The 19,352-nt window shown below is 63.5% G+C and carries 15 protein-coding genes; 9 read left to right on the top strand and 6 right to left on the bottom strand.

The genetic code is table 11. From position 1 onward, the window contains the following. Positions 1-77: 77 nt before the first annotated feature. The 6 genes from glpK to ABIA45_RS32805 all read right to left on the bottom strand — a co-directional run bounded on the left by glpK (position 78) and on the right by ABIA45_RS32805 (position 9,218). Positions 78-1,583: a glycerol kinase GlpK gene (glpK, locus tag ABIA45_RS32830; RefSeq protein ID WP_404654838.1), complete on the bottom strand. Its 1,506-nt coding sequence runs from the start codon at positions 1,581-1,583 to the stop codon at positions 78-80. Positions 1,584-1,832: 249 nt separating this feature from the next. Next, positions 1,833-2,606 (bottom strand): SDR family NAD(P)-dependent oxidoreductase, encoded by a 774-nt coding sequence (locus tag ABIA45_RS32825; RefSeq protein WP_404654837.1) that lies wholly within the window; start codon positions 2,604-2,606, stop codon positions 1,833-1,835. A 137-nt stretch (positions 2,607-2,743) separates the two neighbouring features. After that, a complete protein-coding gene (gene pimD / locus ABIA45_RS32820; RefSeq protein ID WP_404654836.1) occupies positions 2,744-3,886 on the bottom strand; it encodes a pimeloyl-CoA dehydrogenase small subunit in 1,143 nt (380 codons plus the stop codon). Between the two features lie 184 nt (positions 3,887-4,070). Next, on the bottom strand, positions 4,071-5,261 hold the full coding sequence (gene pimC, locus ABIA45_RS32815; RefSeq protein ID WP_404654835.1) for a pimeloyl-CoA dehydrogenase large subunit: 1,191 nt from the start codon (positions 5,259-5,261) through the stop codon (positions 4,071-4,073). Between the two features lie 19 nt (positions 5,262-5,280). Continuing rightward, positions 5,281-6,975 (bottom strand): dicarboxylate--CoA ligase PimA, encoded by a 1,695-nt coding sequence (pimA, locus tag ABIA45_RS32810; protein WP_404654834.1) that lies wholly within the window; start codon positions 6,973-6,975, stop codon positions 5,281-5,283. Positions 6,976-7,121: 146 nt separating this feature from the next. Next, positions 7,122-9,218, bottom strand: coding sequence for a 3-hydroxyacyl-CoA dehydrogenase NAD-binding domain-containing protein (locus ABIA45_RS32805; RefSeq protein ID WP_404654833.1), 2,097 nt, complete (start codon positions 9,216-9,218; stop codon positions 7,122-7,124). A 131-nt stretch (positions 9,219-9,349) separates the two neighbouring features. Here ABIA45_RS32805 and ABIA45_RS32800 point away from each other — a divergent pair, with 131 nt between their 5' ends. The 9 genes from ABIA45_RS32800 to ABIA45_RS32760 all read left to right on the top strand — a co-directional run bounded on the left by ABIA45_RS32800 (position 9,350) and on the right by ABIA45_RS32760 (position 19,195). Continuing rightward, on the top strand, positions 9,350-10,216 hold the full coding sequence (locus ABIA45_RS32800) for an IclR family transcriptional regulator (RefSeq protein ID WP_271543085.1): 867 nt from the start codon (positions 9,350-9,352) through the stop codon (positions 10,214-10,216). Positions 10,217-10,282: 66 nt separating this feature from the next. Next, positions 10,283-11,080 carry an ABC transporter ATP-binding protein gene (locus tag ABIA45_RS32795; protein ID WP_157283681.1) on the top strand — a complete coding sequence of 266 codons (798 nt, stop codon included), beginning with the start codon at positions 10,283-10,285 and terminating at the stop codon, positions 11,078-11,080. Continuing rightward, a complete protein-coding gene (locus tag ABIA45_RS32790) occupies positions 11,077-11,790 on the top strand; it encodes an ABC transporter ATP-binding protein (RefSeq protein WP_035997952.1) in 714 nt (237 codons plus the stop codon). The genes ABIA45_RS32795 and ABIA45_RS32790 overlap by 4 nt, the downstream gene beginning before the upstream one ends. Before the next feature lie 13 nt (positions 11,791-11,803). Beyond that, positions 11,804-12,682 (top strand): branched-chain amino acid ABC transporter permease, encoded by an 879-nt coding sequence (locus ABIA45_RS32785; protein ID WP_035997949.1) that lies wholly within the window; start codon positions 11,804-11,806, stop codon positions 12,680-12,682. A 2-nt stretch (positions 12,683-12,684) separates the two neighbouring features. Next, a complete protein-coding gene (locus ABIA45_RS32780) occupies positions 12,685-13,704 on the top strand; it encodes a branched-chain amino acid ABC transporter permease (protein WP_036021517.1) in 1,020 nt (339 codons plus the stop codon). A 30-nt stretch (positions 13,705-13,734) separates the two neighbouring features. Beyond that, positions 13,735-14,970 carry an ABC transporter substrate-binding protein gene (locus ABIA45_RS32775; protein ID WP_035997943.1) on the top strand — a complete coding sequence of 412 codons (1,236 nt, stop codon included), beginning with the start codon at positions 13,735-13,737 and terminating at the stop codon, positions 14,968-14,970. A gap of 116 nt (positions 14,971-15,086) precedes the next feature. Then, the gene (locus ABIA45_RS32770; protein ID WP_157283679.1) at positions 15,087-16,313 is read left to right on the top strand and encodes an ABC transporter substrate-binding protein; all 1,227 of its coding nucleotides are present in this window, start codon (positions 15,087-15,089) and stop codon (positions 16,311-16,313) included. Between the two features lie 244 nt (positions 16,314-16,557). Further along, a complete protein-coding gene (locus ABIA45_RS32765) occupies positions 16,558-17,787 on the top strand; it encodes an ABC transporter substrate-binding protein (protein WP_275497882.1) in 1,230 nt (409 codons plus the stop codon). A gap of 178 nt (positions 17,788-17,965) precedes the next feature. Further along, complete coding sequence (locus ABIA45_RS32760; RefSeq protein ID WP_035997932.1) at positions 17,966-19,195, top strand: ABC transporter substrate-binding protein; 1,230 nt, start codon at positions 17,966-17,968, stop codon at positions 19,193-19,195. Positions 19,196-19,352 lie beyond the last annotated feature (157 nt).

The following is a 19,352-nucleotide window of genomic DNA, read 5'->3' as shown; positions in this document are numbered from 1 at the left end:
CTTCGTCGCAAGAGCTCCTCGCAATGACGGTCGAGACAGTGGAATGCGCCTCGCGAGGTTGGAGCTAAGAGTCCGTGCTACCCCTCCCCCTCGTCGCTCGACAGCACGCCCTTCACCGCGCGCGCCCAGCCCGCGAGTTTCCGCTCGCGCGTGGCCTGGCTCATGTTGGGCTTGAAGCGATGCTCGAGGCGCCAATTGTCGGCGAATTTGGTCGGCTCGGGATAGACGCCCGCCTGGAGGCCGGCGAGGTAGGCGGCGCCGAGGGCCGTGGTCTCCTGGATCACCGGGCGATCGACCGGCGCGTCCAGGAGATCGGCGAGGCGCTGCATGGTCCAGTCCGACGCCGTCATGCCGCCGTCGACTCGGAGCACGACGCTGGCGGTTTCCGAGCTCGGCCAGTCCGCGCGCATCGCGGCCCAGAGGTCGAAGGTCTGGTAACAGACGCTTTCCAGCGCGGCATGGGCAAGCTCGGCGGGGCCGGTGTTGCGGGTGAGGCCGAACAGCGCGCCGCGGACACGCGGATTCCAGTAAGGCGCGCCCATGCCGACGAAGGCGGGGACGAGATAGACGCTCTGCATGGAGTCCGACTGATCGGCAAGCGGTCCGGTCTCGGCGGCGTGCTTGATGATGCCGAGACCGTCGCGCAGCCATTGCACCGCGCTGCCGGCGACGAAGATCGAGCCTTCGAGCGCGTAGGTGCGCTTGCCATCGAGCTGATAGGCGACGGTGGTGAGCAGCTTGTTCTTGGAGACCACGGGCGTTGTGCCGGTGTTCAGCAGCGCGAAACAGCCGGTGCCGTAGGTGGACTTCATCATGCCCGGGCGGAAGCAGGCCTGACCGATGGTGGCGGCCTGCTGGTCGCCGGCGATGCCGGAGATGACGATGGGGCCGCCGAACAGGTCCGGCGTGCTCTCGCCGAAGCGGGCGGAGGAATCCTTCACCTCGGGGAGCATCGAGCGCGGCACGCCGATGATCTCCAAGAGCTCGTCGTCCCACGCGCCGGTGTGGATGTTGAACAGCAGCGTGCGCGAGGCATTGGTGGCGTCGGTGGCGTGCACCTTGCCGCCGGTGAGGCGCCACAGCAGGTAGCAATCGATGGTGCCGAACATCAATTCGCCCCGCGCGGCGCGCGCGCGGGCGCCGGGAACGTGGTCGAGGATCCAGGCGACTTTGGTGCCGGAGAAATAGGGATCGATGATCAGGCCGGTCTTCTCAGAGATCACGGGCTCGCGGCCGTCGGCCTTGAGTTTGGCGCAGATGTCGGCGGTGCGGCGGTCCTGCCAGACGATGGCGCGGTGCACGGCCTGGCCCGTCGCACGGTCCCACACCACGGTGGTCTCGCGCTGGTTGGTGATGCCGATCGCGGCGATATCCTTTGCGCTAATGCCGGCGTGCTCGATCGCCTCGCGGCAGACCATCACGGTCGAGGTCCAGATGTCCTCCGGCTCGTGCTCGACCCAGCCGGAGGCCGGAAAATGCTGCGGAAACTCGGCCTGCGCCTTCGCCGCAATGGAAATATCGCCGCGAAACACGATCGCGCGCGAAGAGGTGGTGCCCTGGTCGATGGCGAGGACGAAAGACATGGCGGCTTACCTTGGCGTTTCCCTGAGACGGGTCATTGTGTCGCGCCAAAGGGAGCGGATTAGGGCGGCAAGGTCAATACCAGCGGCGCCGTCTTGTTCACCTCGCCCCGCTTGCGGGGAGAGGTCGGAATTCGCGCAAAGCGCGGATTCCGGGTGAGGGGGTACAGGTCCCTCGACGATATCACGCGTGGAGAGAAGCCCCTCACCCCAACCCTCTCCCCGCAAGAGCGGGGCGAGGGAGTCAACCGGCTACACCGCCGCCGTCGTCACGCCGCCGTCGATGACGATGGTTTGGCCCGTCATGAAGCTCGAAGCGTCCGAGGCGAGGTAGGCGACGGCGCCGGCGATTTCGTCGGGTTCGCCGATGCGGCGCAGCGGCGTGGTGGCGGTGCGGCGCTTGAGGTTGGCTTCGTCTTCCCAGAGCGCGCGGGCGATGTCGGTCTTGACGAGGCCGGGCGCGATGCAGTTGACGCGGACGCCTTTCGGGCCCCATTCGCCGGCGAGCGAACGGCACAGCGCGAAGTCGGCGGCCTTGGAGATGCCGTAGGCGCCGATCACGGTGGAGCCGCGCAAGCCCCCGATCGAGGAGATGATGATCACCGAGCCCTTGCCGCGCGCGGCCATCTCAGGGATCGCGAGCGCGGAGAGCCAGATGTTGCTCTTGACGTTCGAGCCCATGATCTTGTCGAAGGCTTCATCTGATATGTCGAGCAGCGGGCCGTAATATGGATTCACCGCGGCGTTGCAGACGAGGATGTCGATCTTGCCGTAGTGCTTCGTGGCACCCGCGATCAGCGCCTCGACCTCGTTCTTGCGCGCGATGTTGCAGGGAATGACGATGGCATCGCCGCCAGCGGCATTGATGCCGTCGGCGACCTCCTTGCAGGCCTCCGCCTTGCGCGAGGAGACCACGACCTTGGCGCCGAGCTTGGCGAGCAGCTCGGCGGAGGAGCGGCCGATGCCGCGGCTGGAGCCGGTGACCACGGCGACCCTGCCGGTGAGATCGAACGGGGTGTTTTGCATTTGTTGTCCCTCTATCTGGTCATTCCGGGGCGCGCCACTAGGCGCGAGCCCGGAATCCATTTCACCGCGCGTGATGCCGCCCGATGGATCCCGGGCTCATCGCTTCGCGATGCCCCGGGATGACAATCGTCGTGTGACTAGATCAACCCGCCCGCGTCGGCGACGCGGCGCTGGTGGTAGTCGGTGTCGCCGAACGTGTTCTCGATCATGGTGAGGCGCTTGAAGTAGTGGCCGATCTTGGCCTCCATGGTCATGCCGATGCCGCCGTGAAGCTGGATCGACTGCTGGCCGACGAACTTCAGCGACTTGCCGATCTGCACCTTGGCCGCGGCGATCGCGTTGCTGCGCTCCTTGGCGTCCTCGAAGTCGCTTGCCATGGTCGCGAACATCGACATCGAGCGCGCCTGCTCGGTGGCGACGAACATGTCGGAGGCGCGGTGCTGCAGCGACTGGAACGAGCCGATCGCGACGCCGAACTGCTTGCGCGTCTTGATGTACTCGACCGTGGTCTTGAGCGATTCGTCCATCAGGCCGACCGCCTCGGCGCAGAGCGCGACGCGGGCTTCGTCCACCACGCGCTCGATCAGCGCGAGCGAATCCTCGGGATTGCCGAGCACGGCCTCAGGGCCGATCTCGACACCGGTGAAGGTGATGTCGGCGGCGTGCAGGCCGTCCTGGGTCGGATAGGACTTCTTGGCGACGCCCTTGGCATTGGCCGGGACCAGGAACACACCGATGCCTGACTTGTCGCGGCGGTCGCCCCTGGTGCGCGCGGTGACGACCAGGGTGTCGGCGTTCTCGCCGTTGAGCACGACGAATTTTTCGCCGTCGATCACGTAAGAATCACCCTTCTTCTTCGCGGTCGTGGTGACGTCGAACAGATCGTAGCGCGAGTTCTTCTCGAGCTGGGCGAAGGCCAGCGTCTTGCTGCCGTCGATGATGCCGGGCACGTGCGCGGCCTTCTGCGCATCGGTGCCGGCATGACGCAGGAAGCCGCCGCCGATCACGACGGTGGCGAGATACGGCTCCAGCACCAGCGCCTTGCCGAGCGCCTCCATCACGATCATGGTCTCGACGCCGCCGCCGCCGAAGCCGCCATCGGCCTCGCTGAAGGGCAGACCGAGCAGGCCCTGCTCGGCGAGCTTGAGCCAGACCGTTTTGCTCCAGCCCCCCTTCTCCGCCATGTACTTCTTGCGCTGCTCGAAATCGTAGGAATCGGTCAAGAGGCCGTCGATGCTTTCCTTGAGAAGCCGCTGCTCCTCGTTCAGATCAAAATCCATGTTCTTTGGTTCCTCGTACCCGGACTTTTTGACTTCGTCATTCCGGGATGGCCCGAAGGGCCAGGCCCGGAATCCATTTCGCCTCAGCGTATGCGGCCCGATGGATTCCGGGTTCGCGACTTCGTCGCGCCCCGGAATGACGGTGGAAATATTGCCCTCCCCGCTGTCGCGGAGAGGTGGCAGATCACAGCCCCAGCACCGCCTTGGCGATGATGTTGCGCTGGATCTCGTTGGAGCCGCCGTAGATCGAGACCTTGCGGTTATTGAAATAGCTCGGCGCGATCTGGGCGGTCCAGTCCATGGCTTCGTTCGAGCCGTCGTCGCCATGCACGTCATAGGGCGCGGCGAACGGGCCGATCACTTCCATCAGAAGCTCGGTGGTGGTCTGCTGGATCTCGGAGCCCTTGATCTTCAGCACCGACGAGGCCGGATTGGGCTTGCCCTTGCCGTGCTTGCCTTCGTCGGCGACGACGCGCAGCTGCGTGAGCTCGAGCGCCTTCAGCTCGATCTCGCAGGCCGCCAACTTCTCGCGGAAGGCAGAATCCTGGATGATCGGCTTTCCGGCGGATTCGACCTTGGACGCCAGATCCTTGATGCGGCGGATGCGCTCCTTGGAGACGCCGACGCGGGCGATGCCGGTGCGCTCATTGCCGAGCAGGAACTTGGCGTAATCCCAACCCTTGTTCTCCTCGCCGATCAGGTTCTCGTAGGGAACCTCGACGTCGTCGAAGAAAACCTCGTTGACCTCACGGCCGCCGTCGATGGTCTGGATCGGGCGCACGGTGACGCCCTTCGACTTCATCGAGAACACGATGAAGGAGATGCCCATCTGCTTCTTGGCGTTGTTGTCGGTGCGGCAGAGGCAGAAGATCATGTCGGCGTGCTGGGCGAGCGTGGTCCAGGTCTTCTGGCCGTTGATGATCCATTTGTCGCCACGGCGCTCGGCCTTGGTCTTGAGCGAGGCGAGGTCGGAGCCGGAGCCGGGCTCGGAGAAGCCCTGGCACCACCAATCGTCGACATTGGCGATGCGCGGCAGGTACTTCTTCTTCTGCTCCTCGTTGCCGAAGGTGTAGATGACCGGACCGACCATGCTGACGCCGAAGGCGAGCGGCTGCGGCGCCGGATAGGACTGCAGCTCCTCGTTGAAGATGTAGTGCTGCACCGAGGTCCAGCCTGTCCCGCCATATTCCTTCGGCCAATGGCTGACGCCCCAGCCCTTCTTGTTGAGGATGCGCCACCACGTCACCATCTCGTCCTTGGAGAGGTGACGGCCCTCGACCAGCTTGCGCCGCGTATCCGGCGGCACGTTGTCGCGGAAGAACTGCCGCACTTCGTCGCGAAACGCCTGCTCTTCTCTAGTGAATGCGAGATCCATCGGATCCTCCTGTGAAACGTTACTTCATTTTCGTCATTGCGGGGGCATCAACAGCGCGAATCCCGGAAGACGATTTCTGCTGCTGGCGCAGTTCGTGGCGCGACAATTTCCCGACCGGCGTGCGCGGCAGGTCATCGACGAACTCGACCGCGGCAGGTAATTCGTGCCTGCCGAGCTTGCCGGCGAGCTGCGCGCGCAGCTCGTCGAGCGTGAACGGCTTTGCCTCGGGCCTTAGCTTGATGAAGGCCTTTGCGGCTTCGCCGCGATAGGGATCGGGAATGCCGAGCACGATCACCTCGTGCACGCCCGGGATGGTGTAGATCGCCTGCTCGATCATCTGCGGATAGACGTTGAAACCGCCGGAGATGATCATGTCCTTCTTGCGGTCGACCAGGAAGAAATAGCCGTCGGCATCGACATAGCCGATGTCGCCGGTGAGAAAGCGGCCGTCGACGAAGGCCTCGGTCGATCCCGCCGGCTTGTTCCAGTAGCCCTTGGTGACGTTCGGGCCCTTGATGCGGATTTCTCCGATCTCGCCCGGCGGCAGCACGCGCCTTGGATCGTCCAGCGCGACGACGTCGAGCTCGATGCCGGGCAGCATCAGGCCGATCGAGCCGGGCTTCTCGGGGCCCGTGGGCGGATGGCCGGTGCCGGGCGAGCAGGTCTCGGTCATGCCCCAGCCGCTCTTCAGCTTCTTGCCGACCTTGCGCTCGAAGAAGCTCGCGATCTCCACCGGCAGCGGCGCGCCGCCGGAGCCGATGGTGACGAGCGAGGAGAAGTCGCGCTTGTCGAGATCGGGCAACGCGGCGATCGCGATCCACATCGTCGGCACGCCGGGGAAATAGGTCGCACGCTTGACCTCGATGTCGCGCATCACGGCTTCGACGTCGAAGCGCTGATGCAGCGAGATCAGATTGCCGCGGCGGAGCGAGGACAGCAGTACCACCGTGAGCGCGTAGATGTGGAATAGCGGCAGCACGCAGATCACGCGCTCGATTGCCTCGCCGCGGGCGGCACGGGCCGGCTTGCCCCAGACGTCGTAGATCGACACCGCCGAGGTGAGATTGCCGTGGGTAAGCATCGCGCCCTTGGGCAGGCCGGTGGTGCCGCCGGTATATTGCAGCAGCGCGACGTCGTCGGCCGCGACGACAGGCCATTGCGCGGGCGCTGTGGCGCCCTCGACGAACGCCTTGAAGGTGACGATGCGGGGATCGTCGGGGATCGCCGCCTGCGGCGTGCCGACCTTGCCCCAATGATCGTCCTCGCAGACGACGAGCTTGTCGATCAGTCCCTTCTCCAGGAATTTCAGGGCGGTCGGCAGCAGGGCCCGGAGGTTGGAGGTGACGAGCAGGCGCGAGCCGGAATCGGTGATCTTGTGCGTCAGCGCAATCTCGCCGTCGAGCGGCGACAGATGCGCGACGCGGCTGCCGGTCTTCAGCGCGCCGAAGAAATTGACGGGGTGATCGGGCGTGTTGCCGAGGAACAGCGCGACCGAGGCGCCCTTACCGCAGCCAGCGCGCAGGAACGCCGCCGCTGCGCGATCGGCCAAGCTTGCGAGCTCGGTGTAGCTGATCGGTCGGTCGCGGAATTCCAGCGCGATGCGCGTGCCGAAATCGGCGGCAGCCTTAGAGAGGAGGTCCGGCAGCGTGCCCTGGACGATGGTGTCGTCCCACCGCACGCCCTCGGGGTAAAACTGTTCGCCGGGATGGGTCATGGAATCCTTAAACCGCACAAACCGTCATTCCGGGGCGCCCGAAGGGCGAACCCGGAATCCATCGGGCAGCGCACTCAGAGGCGAGATGGATTCCGGGCCTGGCCCTGCGGGCCATCCCGGAATGACACCGAGAGTGCAAGCTCCCATCACGCTGCTTTCGACTCCGCAGCCAGCGACGCAAACGTCTTGCCCTCCGCAGCTAACTTCTTCAGCAGCGGGGCGGGCTCGAGGCTGGGGTCATTGGTCTCCTTGGCGTAGAAGGCCAGGCGATCGGCGATGTGCTTGAGGCCGACGCTGTCGGCCCAGAACATCGGGCCGCCACGGTAGATCGGCCAGCCATAGCCGTAGAGCCAGACCACGTCGATGTCGCTGGGACGCGCGGCGATACCCTCTTCCAGGATCTTCGCGCCCTCGTTGATCATCGGATACATCATGCGCTCGAGGATCTCCTCGTCGCTGACGACGCGCTTCTTGCGGCCGAGACGCAGCAAGGTCTCGTCGATCAGCTTCTCGACCTCGGGGTCCGGCATCGGCGCACGGGAGCCCGCTTCGTACTTGTAGTAGCCCTTGCCGGTCTTCTGGCCGAAGCGGCCGGCCTCGCAGAGCGCGTCCGCGATCTCCGACTTGATGCCGCGATCTTTCCGCGAGCGCCAGCCGATATCGAGGCCGGCGAGATCGCTCATCGCGAACGGGCCCATCGGCATGCCGAACTTGGTGACGACGGCATCGACCTGCTGCGGCAGCGCGCCCTCGAACAGCAGCTTTTCCGACTGCTTGCCGCGCTGGGCCAGCATGCGGTTGCCGACGAAGCCGTCGCAGACGCCGACCACGGCCGGCACCTTCGCGATTTTTCGCGCGATGGTCACCGCAGTCACCAGCGCATCCGGCGCGGTCTTGTCGGCGCGCACGATCTCGCACAGCTTCATGACGTTGGCCGGCGAGAAGAAGTGCATGCCGAGCACGTCCTGCGGACGCTTGGTCGACTTCGCGATCTCGTCGATGTTCAGATACGAGGTGTTGGAGGCGAGCACCGCACCCGGCTTGGCGTACTGGTCGAGCTTGCCGAACACCTCTTTCTTCACCGCCATGGTCTCGAACACGGCCTCGATGACGAGATCGGCATCGCCGACATTCTCGATGCCGACGACGCCGTTGATCAGCGCCATGCGCTTGGCGGGCGCATCGGCCGGGATGCCGCCGCGCGCGGCGGTCGCTTCCCAATTCTTCTGCATCACGCCCATGCCGCGCTTGAGCTGCTCATCGCCAGTCTCGATTAGGGTGACGGGAATGCCCGCATTGGCAAAGGACATCGCGATGCCGCCGCCCATGGTGCCGGCGCCGAGAATGGCGACGCGGTTCACGGGCCGCGGCTTGGTGCCTTCGGGCACGCCCGCGATCTTGTTGGCCTCGCGCTCGGCGAAGAAGGCGTAGCGCTGCGCCTTGGACTGGTCGCTGGCGACGAGCTTGAGGAAGCCCTCGCGCTCCTTCTTCAAGCCTTCGTCGAACGGCAGGTCGATGGCGTAGCCGACGGCATCGGCGGCGGCGAACGGCGCCTCGAGGCCGCGCGACTTCTTGGTCATGGCCGCGACCGCATTGGTGAAGATGGAGCGGTCGGCCTTGGCGGCGGCGAGCTTGGAATCGTCGTCGCGCAGGCGGCGCAGCGGGCGCTTCTCCGCGAGCAGCTTGCGCACGAAGGCTTCGCCACCGGAGGCCGGGCCCTCGACGATCTCCTCGATCAGGCCGTTCCTCAGCGCTTCCGCAGCCCCGATCGGGTCGCCGCCGACGATCATCTTGACGGCGAGCTCCGGGCCCACCGCACGGGGCAGGCGCTGGGTGCCGCCGGCACCGGGCAGAAGTCCGAGCTTCACCTCGGGCAGGCCGAGCTTGGCCTCTTTCACCGCGACGCGGAAATGGCAGGCCAGCGCGACCTCGAGGCCGCCGCCGAGCGCGGTGCCGTGGATCGCGGCAACGACCGGCTTGGGCGAGTTTTCGATCTCGGACAGCACGTCGTTGAGCGCGGGCGGCTTCGGCGGCTTGCCGAACTCGGTGATGTCGGCACCGGCAATGAAGGTGCGACCGGCGCAGGTCAGCACGATGCCCTTGATGGCGGGATCGGCGATCGCGGCCTTGATGCACTCGAGGATCCCACCTCGGACTGCGGCACTCAGCGCATTGACCGGCGGGCTGTTGACCGTGACGATCCCGACTTCGTCATGACGCTCAAGCTTGACCACTTCGCTCACGGTGTCCCTCCTTGATGGGGATTTACTTTTGTTTCGATTTCGCATTGCGGAATTTAATTCCGCATCTTGACGGCAGGGTTATTTTGAAGCACGGACGTTGTCAACGACTCCGCGCAAGAAGCAGATCAGGGATGAAGCGTACAGGAAAGAAGACCGCGACCGATCGGAATTTCGTCGTCGCGCTTTCCCGCGGACTGGAAGTATTGCGCGCGTTCCACCCCAATGACGGCCTGCTCGGCAATCAGGAGATTGCGTCCCGTACCAATCTGCCCAAGCCCACCGTGTCGCGGCTGACCTACACGCTGACCAAGCTCGGTTATCTCACGCCGGTTCCCCGCTTCGAGAAGTACCAGCTCGCCCCGGCAGCGATGTCGCTCGGCTACGCGGCGCTGGCCAATCTGGGCGTTCGGCATTTGTCCGAGCCGTTCCGCGAAGAGGTGATGCGCGCGACCGGCGGCGCCGTCGCCGTCGGCGGCCGTGACCGCCACAGCATGATCTATTTCGGGCAGAGCCGCGGCAGCGAGACCGTCGGCGTTCAACTTGACGTCGGCTCGCGCGTGCCGATTGCAACCAGCGCGATGGGCCGCGCCTATTTCTGGGCACTCGATGACGAAGGTCGCGCCGAAGTGTCGCGCATCCTGCGCGAACATTACGGCAGCCGTTGGCCGAAGATGCGCGAGGGCTTGGAACGTTCCGGCGAGACGGTCGCGAAATACGGCTTTGCGATTTCGGTCGGCGATTGGCACGACGACATCGGCGCGGCCGGCGTCGCGCTCAAGCTCAACGACGGAACCGGACCTTACGCATTCAATTGCGGCGCGCCCGCATTCCGTTTCACGGAAGAGCGTTTGATCAACGACATTGGACCGCGTCTCTTAGCGATGGTAAGGAACATCGAAGCGGCGCTCGGGGGTCTGATGCCGCATTCAAAAAAAGACAGCAGCAAAAAGCTGAAATCAGGAGGAAAAGTTGCGCGTGTGGCCGAGGGATTCAGATAGCCTTTGTCATCATCGGGAGCGGCTCGCATCGCCCCATCGCTCACTGAACGACGTGAGCGAGACGAGATGACGCAGGCACAGCTCGCGCAGGGTACATCGCCCCTGCTCGCGGTTCGCGACGTCAGCGTCGTGTTCGGCGGCATCGTCGCGCTCAACGGCGTGTCCTTCGACATGCACAAGGGCCAGATCCTCGGCTTGATCGGCCCGAACGGCGCCGGCAAGACCACGCTCTTCAATTGCCTCTCGCGCCTCTATCAGCCGTCGTCCGGCGACATCTTGATGGACGGCGTGAGCATCCTGACGCGGCCGCCGCACCGGATCGCCGAGATCGGCATCGGCCGCACCTTCCAGAACGTGGCGCTGTTTCCCAACCTTTCGGTGATGGACAACGTCCGCGTCGGCGCCCATTCGAAGACCTCGAGCGACATTATCAGCGACTCCCTGAAGCTTGCCTGGGTCCGGCGCAGCGAGACAAGCATCAACAAGAAGGTGCACGAGATCCTTGCTTACCTCGACCTCGAGGACGTCGCCCATACCGTCGTGTCCGGCCTACCGTTCGGTACGCAGAAGCGGGTCGAGCTGGCGCGTGCGCTGGCGGCCGATCCGAAGATCCTGCTGCTCGACGAACCCGCCGGCGGCCTCAACCACGAGGAAGTTCATGTGCTCGGCGATCTCATCCGCAAAATCCGCGACGAGCGCCATATGACCGTGCTCCTGGTCGAGCATCACATGGGCCTCGTGATGTCGATCGCCGACCATGTCGTCGCGCTGAATTTCGGCAAGAAGCTCGCGGAAGGCACGCCCGCCCAGGTGCAGGCGGACCCGGACGTCATCAAGGCCTATCTCGGGAGCAAGGATCAATGACGCCACTGCTCAACGTCAAGGACCTGCGCGCTTATTACGGCCAGGTCCAGGCGCTCCATGGCCTGTCCTTCTCGCTCAACGAGGGCTCGCTCGTGACGCTGCTGGGTGCCAACGGCGCCGGCAAGACCACCACACTGCGCGCGATCTGCAACATGGTGCGCTCCACCGGCGGCGTCGAGTTCGAAGGCAAGCCGCTGAACAACCGTTCGACCGAGAGCATCGTGCGGTTCGGCATCGCCCACGTGCCGCAAGGCCGCGGCACTTTCACCAACATGACGGTGGAGGAGAACCTCCAGCTCGGGGCCATCACCCGCAAGGACCGCGCCGGCATCGTCTCCGACATCGAGCGCATGTACGCGCATTTCCCGGTATTGAAGCAGCGCCATACCCAGCAGGCCGGCACGCTCTCCGGCGGCGAGCAGCAGATGCTCGCGGTCGCCCGCGCGCTGATGCTGCGGCCGCGGCTGATGCTGCTCGACGAGCCCTCCTTCGGCCTCGCGCCGCTGGTGGTGCGCGACCTGTTCGGCATCCTCGGCAAGATCAACCGCGAGGACAAGGTCTCGATCCTGGTGGTCGAGCAGAACGCCCAGCTCGCGCTCGAGCTCGCCGACCAGGCCTATGTGATCGAGACCGGGCGCATCGTGATGTCGGGCAAGGCCAAGGACATCGCGAACAACGAAGAAATCCGCAAATCCTATCTGGGTTACTGAGGGAGCCGGCACAATGGAGCTGTTCACCAACCAGGTCCTGGCCGGCATCGCCACGGGGGCGATTTATGCCTGCATGGCGCTCGCCGTGGTCATGATCTACCAGGCCATCGACCATCTCAACTTCGCGCAAGGCGAGATGGCGATGTTCTCGACCTTCATCTCATGGCAGCTGATGCAGTGGGGCGTGTCTTATTGGGCTGCCTTCCTGATCACGCTGGCATTTTCTTTCGTTGCCGGCATCGCGATCGAGCGCATCCTGTTCAAGCCGCTCGTCAAGGCGCCGGTGCTCACCAACGTCGCCGGCTTCATCGCGCTGTTTGCGATCATCAACTCCTCGGCGGGCCTGATCTGGGACTTCACGATCAAGCAATATCCGACCCCGTTCGGCTCCGCACCGTTCCTCGGCAGCCAGCTGATCTCGACGCACCAGGCCGGCATGATCGGCGTCACCGTGGCGCTGCTGCTCGCGCTCTATTTCTTCTTCCAGTACACGCGCATCGGCCTTGCGATGCGAGCCGCAGCGTCGGTGCCGGAATCGGCCCGCCTCGTCGGCATCAACACGAGCTGGATGATCGCGCTCGGCTGGGGCATGGCGACCGCGATCGGCTCGATCGCCGGCATGCTGATCGCGCCCGTCGTATTCCTCGAGCCGAACATGATGGGCGGCGTGCTGATCTACGGCTTCGCCGCGGCGGTGCTCGGCGGGCTGTCGAGCCCGTTCGGCGCCGTGGTCGGCGGCTTCCTGGTCGGCGTGTTCGAGAATCTCGCCGGTACCTACATCCCCGGCGTCGGCAATGAGCTGAAACTCCCGATCGCGCTCGCGCTGATCATCTCCGTCCTGGTCGTCAAACCCGCTGGTCTGTTCGGCCGGCATATCGTCAAGCGAGTTTGATCATGAGCGCAGCAGAAGAAGTCGTCGCCGAGGGCCACGAGGCGGTCGAGGCGGTTCCGAAGCGGGCCATGACGCTGGGCACCGGCACCTCGCTGGTGGTGCTGGCGGCGCTGTTGATCGTGCCGATGTTCGTCAAGAACTTCATCATCTTCCAGATGACGATGCTCCTGATCTACGGGCTCGCGGTGCTGGCGCTGAACATCCTGACCGGCGGAAGCGGCCAGTTCTCGCTCGGCCAGAGCGCGTTCTACGCCGTCGGCGCCTATGTGTCTGCGGTGCTGATGGAGCATGCCAACGTCAACTACGCGCTGACCATTCCGATCTCGGCCGTGATTTGCTTCGGATTCGGTTACCTGTTCGGCAAGCCGGCGCTGCGGCTGTCGGGCATCTATCTCGCGCTCGCGACCTTTGCACTCGCGACCGCGATGCCGCAGTTGCTCAAGCTGAACTTCCTCGAGCACTGGACCGGCGGCGTGCAGGGCCTCGTCGTCACCAAGCCGGACGCACCGTTCGGCTTGCCGATGTCGCAGGACATGTGGCTGTACTACTTCACGCTCGCCGTGACGGTCGCGATCTACATCTTCTCGGTGAACCTGTTGCGCTCCCGCTCGGGCCGCGCCTTCATGGCGATCCGCGACAACGAGATCGCGGCCTCCTCCATGGGCGTCAACGTCGCGCTGTACAAGACGCTGGCCTTCGGCGTGTCCGCCGGCATCACCGGCGTTGCCGGCTCGCTCGGCGCCATTGCGGTGCAGTTCGTGGCGCCCGACAGCTACACCATCACGCTCGCGATCTCGCTGTTCCTCGGCATGGTGGTCGGCGGCGTCGGCTGGCTGCCCGGCTCGTTCGTCGGCGCGGCCTTCATCATCTTCGTGCCGAACATGGCGGAGAGCATCTCCAAGGGCCTCTCCGGCGCGGTGTTCGGCGTGCTGCTATTCCTCGTCATCTACCTCGTGCCGCATGGCGCAAGGCAGGTCGCGATCCTGGGCCAGCAACTCGTCGGCAAGCTCAGGAAGAACTGAAGCCCCGTTGAATTAACCAAGGAGACCGAATTGTATTTTGGAAGAACACTGCGAGCCGCCGCGCTGGTCACGGCAACGGCGGCCATCACTCTCACCTCCGGCGCTGCACTCGCCCAAAAGAAATACGACACCGGCGCGTCCGATACCGAGATCAAGATCGGCAACATCATGCCGTACAGCGGTCCGGCGTCGGCCTATGGCATCATCGGCAAGACCGAAGAAGCCTATTTCAAGATGATCAACGACAAGGGCGGCATCAACGGCCGCAAGATCAACTTCGTCACCTATGACGACGGCTATTCGCCGCCAAAGGCCGTCGAGCAGGTTCGCAAGCTGGTCGAGAGCGACGAGGTGCTGGTCGTTTTCAACCCGCTCGGCACGCCCTCGAACAGTGCGATCCAGAAGTACCTCAACTCCAAGAAGATCCCGCAGCTCTTCGTCGCGACCGGCGCCACCAAGTGGAACGACCCGAAGAACTTCCCCTGGACCATGGGCTGGCAGCCCTCCTACCAGAGCGAAGCGCAGATCTACGCGAAGTGGCTGATGAAGGAGAAGCCGGACGCCAAGATCGCGATCCTCTACCAGAACGACGATTTCGGCAAAGACTACCTCAAGGGCACCAAGGACGGCCTCGGCGCCAAGGCCTCGTCCATGATCGTCATGGAGGAGAGCTACGAGGTCTCCGAGCCGTCGATCGACGGCCATATCGTCAAGATCAAGGCCGCCAATCCCGACGTGCTGCTGATCTACACCACGCCGAAGTTCGCGGCCCAGACCATCAAGAAGACCGCCGAGCTCAGCTGGAAGCCGCTCCAGATCCTCACCAACGTGTCGATCTCGGTCGGCAGCGTGATGAAGCCGGCCGGCTTCGAGAACGCGCAGGGCGTGCTGTCGGCCGCCTACGCCAAGGACTCCACGGATCCGCAATGGGCCAACGACCCCGGCATGAAGAAGTGGAACGAGTTCGTCGACAAGTACATGCCGGGTGCCGACAAGTCGGACACCAGCATGGTCTACGGCTATGGCGCCGCGTCGACGCTGGCCAAGGTGCTGGAGATGTGCGGTGACGATCTCACCCGCGCCAACATCATGAAGCAGGCCGCCTCGTTGAAGGACTTTGCTCCGGATACGCTGCTGCCCGGCGTCAAGATCAACACCAGCGCCACCGACTTCGCTCCGATCGCGCAGCTGCAGATGATGCGCTTCAAGGGCGAGAAGTGGGAACTGTTCGGCGAGATCATCAGCGGTGACGTCGCCTCCGAGTGACGCGTGACGCGATGATCGAGGACGAGGAGCCCCCGCGGACAGTCGCGGGGGCTTTTTGTTGACGACAGGCGCCAATCTTGTTCAATGCGATCGATCCATCCCGGGGTAGGAGAGCAATGGCCGCCGTTCGTTCCCAGGTTGCGCCGCTCTGGGCCGCGCTTGCCTTGTGCACTGCAATGAGCGGCGAGGCGCTGGCGCAGAAGAAATACGACAGCGGCGCGTCCGATACTGAGATCAAAATCGGTAACATCATGCCCTACAGCGGTCCGGCCTCCGGCTATGCCGCGATCGGCAGGACCGAGGAAGCCTACTTCAACAAGATCAATGCCGAGGGCGGCATCAATGGCCGCAAGATCAGATTCATCTCCTATGACGACGGCTATTCGCCGCCAAAGACGGTGGAACAGGCGCGAAAACTGGTCGAGAGCGACAACGTGCTGCTGATCTTCGGCTCGCTCGGCACTTCCACCAACAGCGCCATCCGCAAGTACATGAACGAGAAGAAGGTGCCGCAATTGTTCGTGGCGAGCGGCGCCTCGAAATGGAACGACCCCAAGCAATATCCCTGGACCATGGGCTGGCAGCCGAGCTACGTCAGCGAGGCCCGGATCTATGCCAAATACATCATGAAGGAGAAGCCAAACGGAAAGATCGGCGTGCTCTACCAGAACGACGATTTCGGCAAGGACTATCTAAACGGGTTGAAGGAGGGCCTCGGCGCCAAGGCTTCGATGATCGTGCGGGAGGAAGCCTACGACACTTCCGAGCCCGCAATCGACGAGCGAGTCGTGAAGCTGAAGGCGGCCGGCGCCGATATCTTCATCAGCCTCACAAACCAGAAATTCGCCGCGCAGGGAATCAAGAAAGCCGCGGAGATCAACTGGCATCCGATGCACATCATCTCCAACGTCTCGGCTTCGGTCAGCGGCGTATTGGAGCCAGCGGGCATTGAAGTCTCGCAAGGCATCCTGTCGGCGACCTACACCAAGGACGGCTCCGACCCGCAGTGGAATGCCGACGACGGCATGAAGAAGTTCTACAGTTTCCTCGCGCAATACGAGCCCAAGGCCAACAAGCTCGATGCCGGCGTCGTGTACGGCTATGCCGCCGCACAGACCATCGTGAAGGTGCTGCAGATGTGCGGCGACGATCTCACCCGCGAGAACGTCATGAAGCAGGCCGCCAGCCTGAAGGACTTCGCACCCGACACGCTGCTGCCAGGCATCAAGATCAACACCGCGCCCGACGATTTCGCCCCGATCGAGCAGCTGCAGATGATGCGCTTCAAGGGCAGGAAATGGGAGCTGTTCGGTGACATCATCTCGAGCGAGATGAGCCACTGAACGACACAATTCAGGATAGCTTCGTTTTCACAGGGCAACTCAAGCGGTGAGTTTTGCCCCGCAAAAAGAATCTCACGCGCCGGAATATTCACTATCCCATCGAAGAGATCGCCGCCCGCGCGAGGCCCGTACCGGCGTTTGTCTTGCTGACGGCCTTGGATAGGTATTGAATGTGCGACGGAGCGGCAACGATCGCTCCCAACAAGAACAATCGACACATTCAATCCTGTCCAGGGAGATCAAAATGCCTGCAATGCATGTGCGATTGGGGGCCCTCTCGGCTGCCCTCGTGCTGGCCACCACCCTTTCCACGACCGCGTCCGCGCAGAAGAAATACGACACCGGCGCATCCGACACCGAAATCAAGATCGGCAACATCATGCCCTATAGCGGTCCCGCATCCGCCTACGGCGTGATCGGCAAGACCGAAGAGGCCTATTTCCGCAAGATCAACGCAGAAGGCGGCATCAACGGCCGCAAGATCAACTTCATTACCTATGACGACGCCTATTCCCCGCCCAAGACCGTGGAGCAGGCGCGCAAGCTGGTCGAGAGCGACGAGGTGCTGCTGATCTTCAACTCGCTCGGCACCCCGCCGAACTCGGCGATCCAGAAGTACATGAACCAGAAGAAGGTGCCGCAGCTGTTCGTCGCCACCGGCGCCACGAAGTGGAACGACCCGCAGACGTTCCCGTGGACGATGGGCTGGCAACCCAACTACCAGATCGAGTCGATCATCTACGCCAAGTACATCCTGAAGAACCATCCGAACGCCAAGATCGCCGTGCTCTACCAGAACGACGATTACGGCAAGGACTATCTGAAGGGGTTCAAGGACGGGCTCGGCGCCAAGGCCGCCTCGATGATCGTCATCGAGGACAGCTACGAAGTCTCCGAGCCGACCATCGACTCCCACATCGTCAAGATGAAGTCGACCAACGCCGACGTGTTCTTCAACATCACGACGCCGAAATTCGCGGCACAGGCGATCAAGAAGAACGCCGAGATCGGCTGGAAGCCGCTGCACTTCCTCAACAACGTCTCGGCCTCGATCGGCAGCGTGATCAAGCCGGCCGGCTTCGAGAACGCGCAGGACATCATCTCGTCGCAATATTTCAAGGATCCCACCGACGCGCAGTGGAAAAACGACAAGGCGATGATCGCCTGGAACGAATTTCTGGATAAGTATTATCCGGAAGCCAACCGCGCCGACGCCTCGGTGATGTACGGCTATATCGTCGCCCAAGGCCTCGTTCACGTGCTCAAGGCATGCGGTGACAATCTCACCCGCGAGAACATCATGAAGCAGGCCGCCAACATCAAGGACTTCGAGCCGGCGGGCCTGTTGCCGGGCATCAAGGTCAACACCTCGGCGACCGATTTCGCGCCGCTCTCGCAACTGCAGCTGATCCGGTTCAAGGGCGAGCATTGGGTGCCATTTGGCGAGGTGCTGAGCGGCGACGTCGGCGGCTGACCATCAACCAGTTGCTCAAGATGTAGCCAAACCGACGAAAGACGCAGCCCCTGCGGCCATGCCGCAGGGGCTTTTCCTTGAAGCTTTCGGGCAAATCGTATTGAATTGCGCTCGCGTCGCGAAGAAAAACGAGACAAGAAAAGGGACGCACACACAAAGAAAAAACAGGGAGATTGGAATGCCTGCTGTCACCGGCAAGCTTGCGGCCGCATCATTGGCGCTCGCGCTCATCGCGGCCTCGGCCTCAACCGCAACGGCCCAGAAGAAATACGATACCGGTGCGACCGACACCGAGATCAAGATCGGCAACATCATGCCCTACAGCGGACCGGCCTCCGCCTACGGCATCATCGGTCGCACCGAAGCCGCCTATTTCAAGAAGATCAACGAAGAGGGCGGCATCAACGGCCGCAAGATCAATTTCGTCTCCTACGACGACGCCTACTCGCCGCCGAAGACGGTGGAGCAGGCGCGCAAGCTGGTCGAGAGCGACGAGGTGCTGCTCGTCTTCAACTCGCTCGGCACGCCGCCGAACTCCGCGATCCAGAAATACATGAACTCGAAGAAGGTGCCGCAGCTGTTCGTCGCCACCGGCGCCACCAAGTGGAACGATCCGCAGAACTTCCCGTGGACCATGGGCTGGCAACCCAACTACCAGAGCGAGACGCAGATCTACGCGAAATACATCCTCAAGGCCATGCCGAACGCCAAGATCGGCGTGCTCTACCAGAACGACGACTACGGCAAGGATTACCTGAAGGGCCTGAAGGACGGCTTGGGGGCCAAGGCCGCGAGCATGATCGTGCTGGAGGAAAGCTACGAGACGTCGGAGCCGACCATCGACAACCACATCGTCAAGCTGAAAGCCACCGGCGCCGACGTCTTCATCAACATCACCACGCCGAAGTTCGCGGCGCAGGCGATCAAGAAGATCTCCGAGATCGGCTGGAAGCCGACCCACTTCCTCAACAACGTCTCGGCCTCGGTCGGCAGCGTGATCAAGCCCGCCGGCTTCGAGAATTCGCAGGACATCATCTCGGCCGCCTATCTGAAGGACGTCTCCGATCCGCAGTGGAAGGACGACGCCGGCATGAAGGCGTTCCTGGAATTCATGACGAAGTACTTCCCCGAGGGCGACAAGCTCGACGGCGGCACCATCGTCGGCTACGGCGTCGCACAGACGCTGGTCGAGGTGCTGAAGAAGTGCGGTGACAATCTCACGCGCGAGAACGTCATGAAGCAGGCGGCGAGCCTGAAGGACTTCCGCACCGAAGTGCTGCTGCCCGGCATCAAGATCAGTACCGGGCCGAACGACTTCGCGCCGATCAGCTCGCTGCAGCTGATGAAGTTCAAGGGCGACAAGTGGGATCTGTTCGGCGAGGTGATCAGCGCCGACGCCGGCGGCTAGAAACTGCAACGCGCGGACGACGAGCCCCCTGCGCTGATCGCGCAGGGGGCTTCTCCTTTGGGTGGCAATTATGATCACGCGATTGCACAATCGAATGACGGCGAAGGCGCTTACGCTTCGGCACACGATGCGGTAGGCAGATGGCGGCGACCTCGTC

The organism is Bradyrhizobium sp. USDA 336 (assembly GCF_044908355.1).
In the GTDB taxonomy this organism is placed as follows: Bacteria; Pseudomonadota; Alphaproteobacteria; order Rhizobiales; family Xanthobacteraceae; genus Bradyrhizobium; species Bradyrhizobium yuanmingense.
Note: the sequence above shows the minus strand (reverse complement) of the source record. Positions and strands in the feature narration are given on the sequence as shown.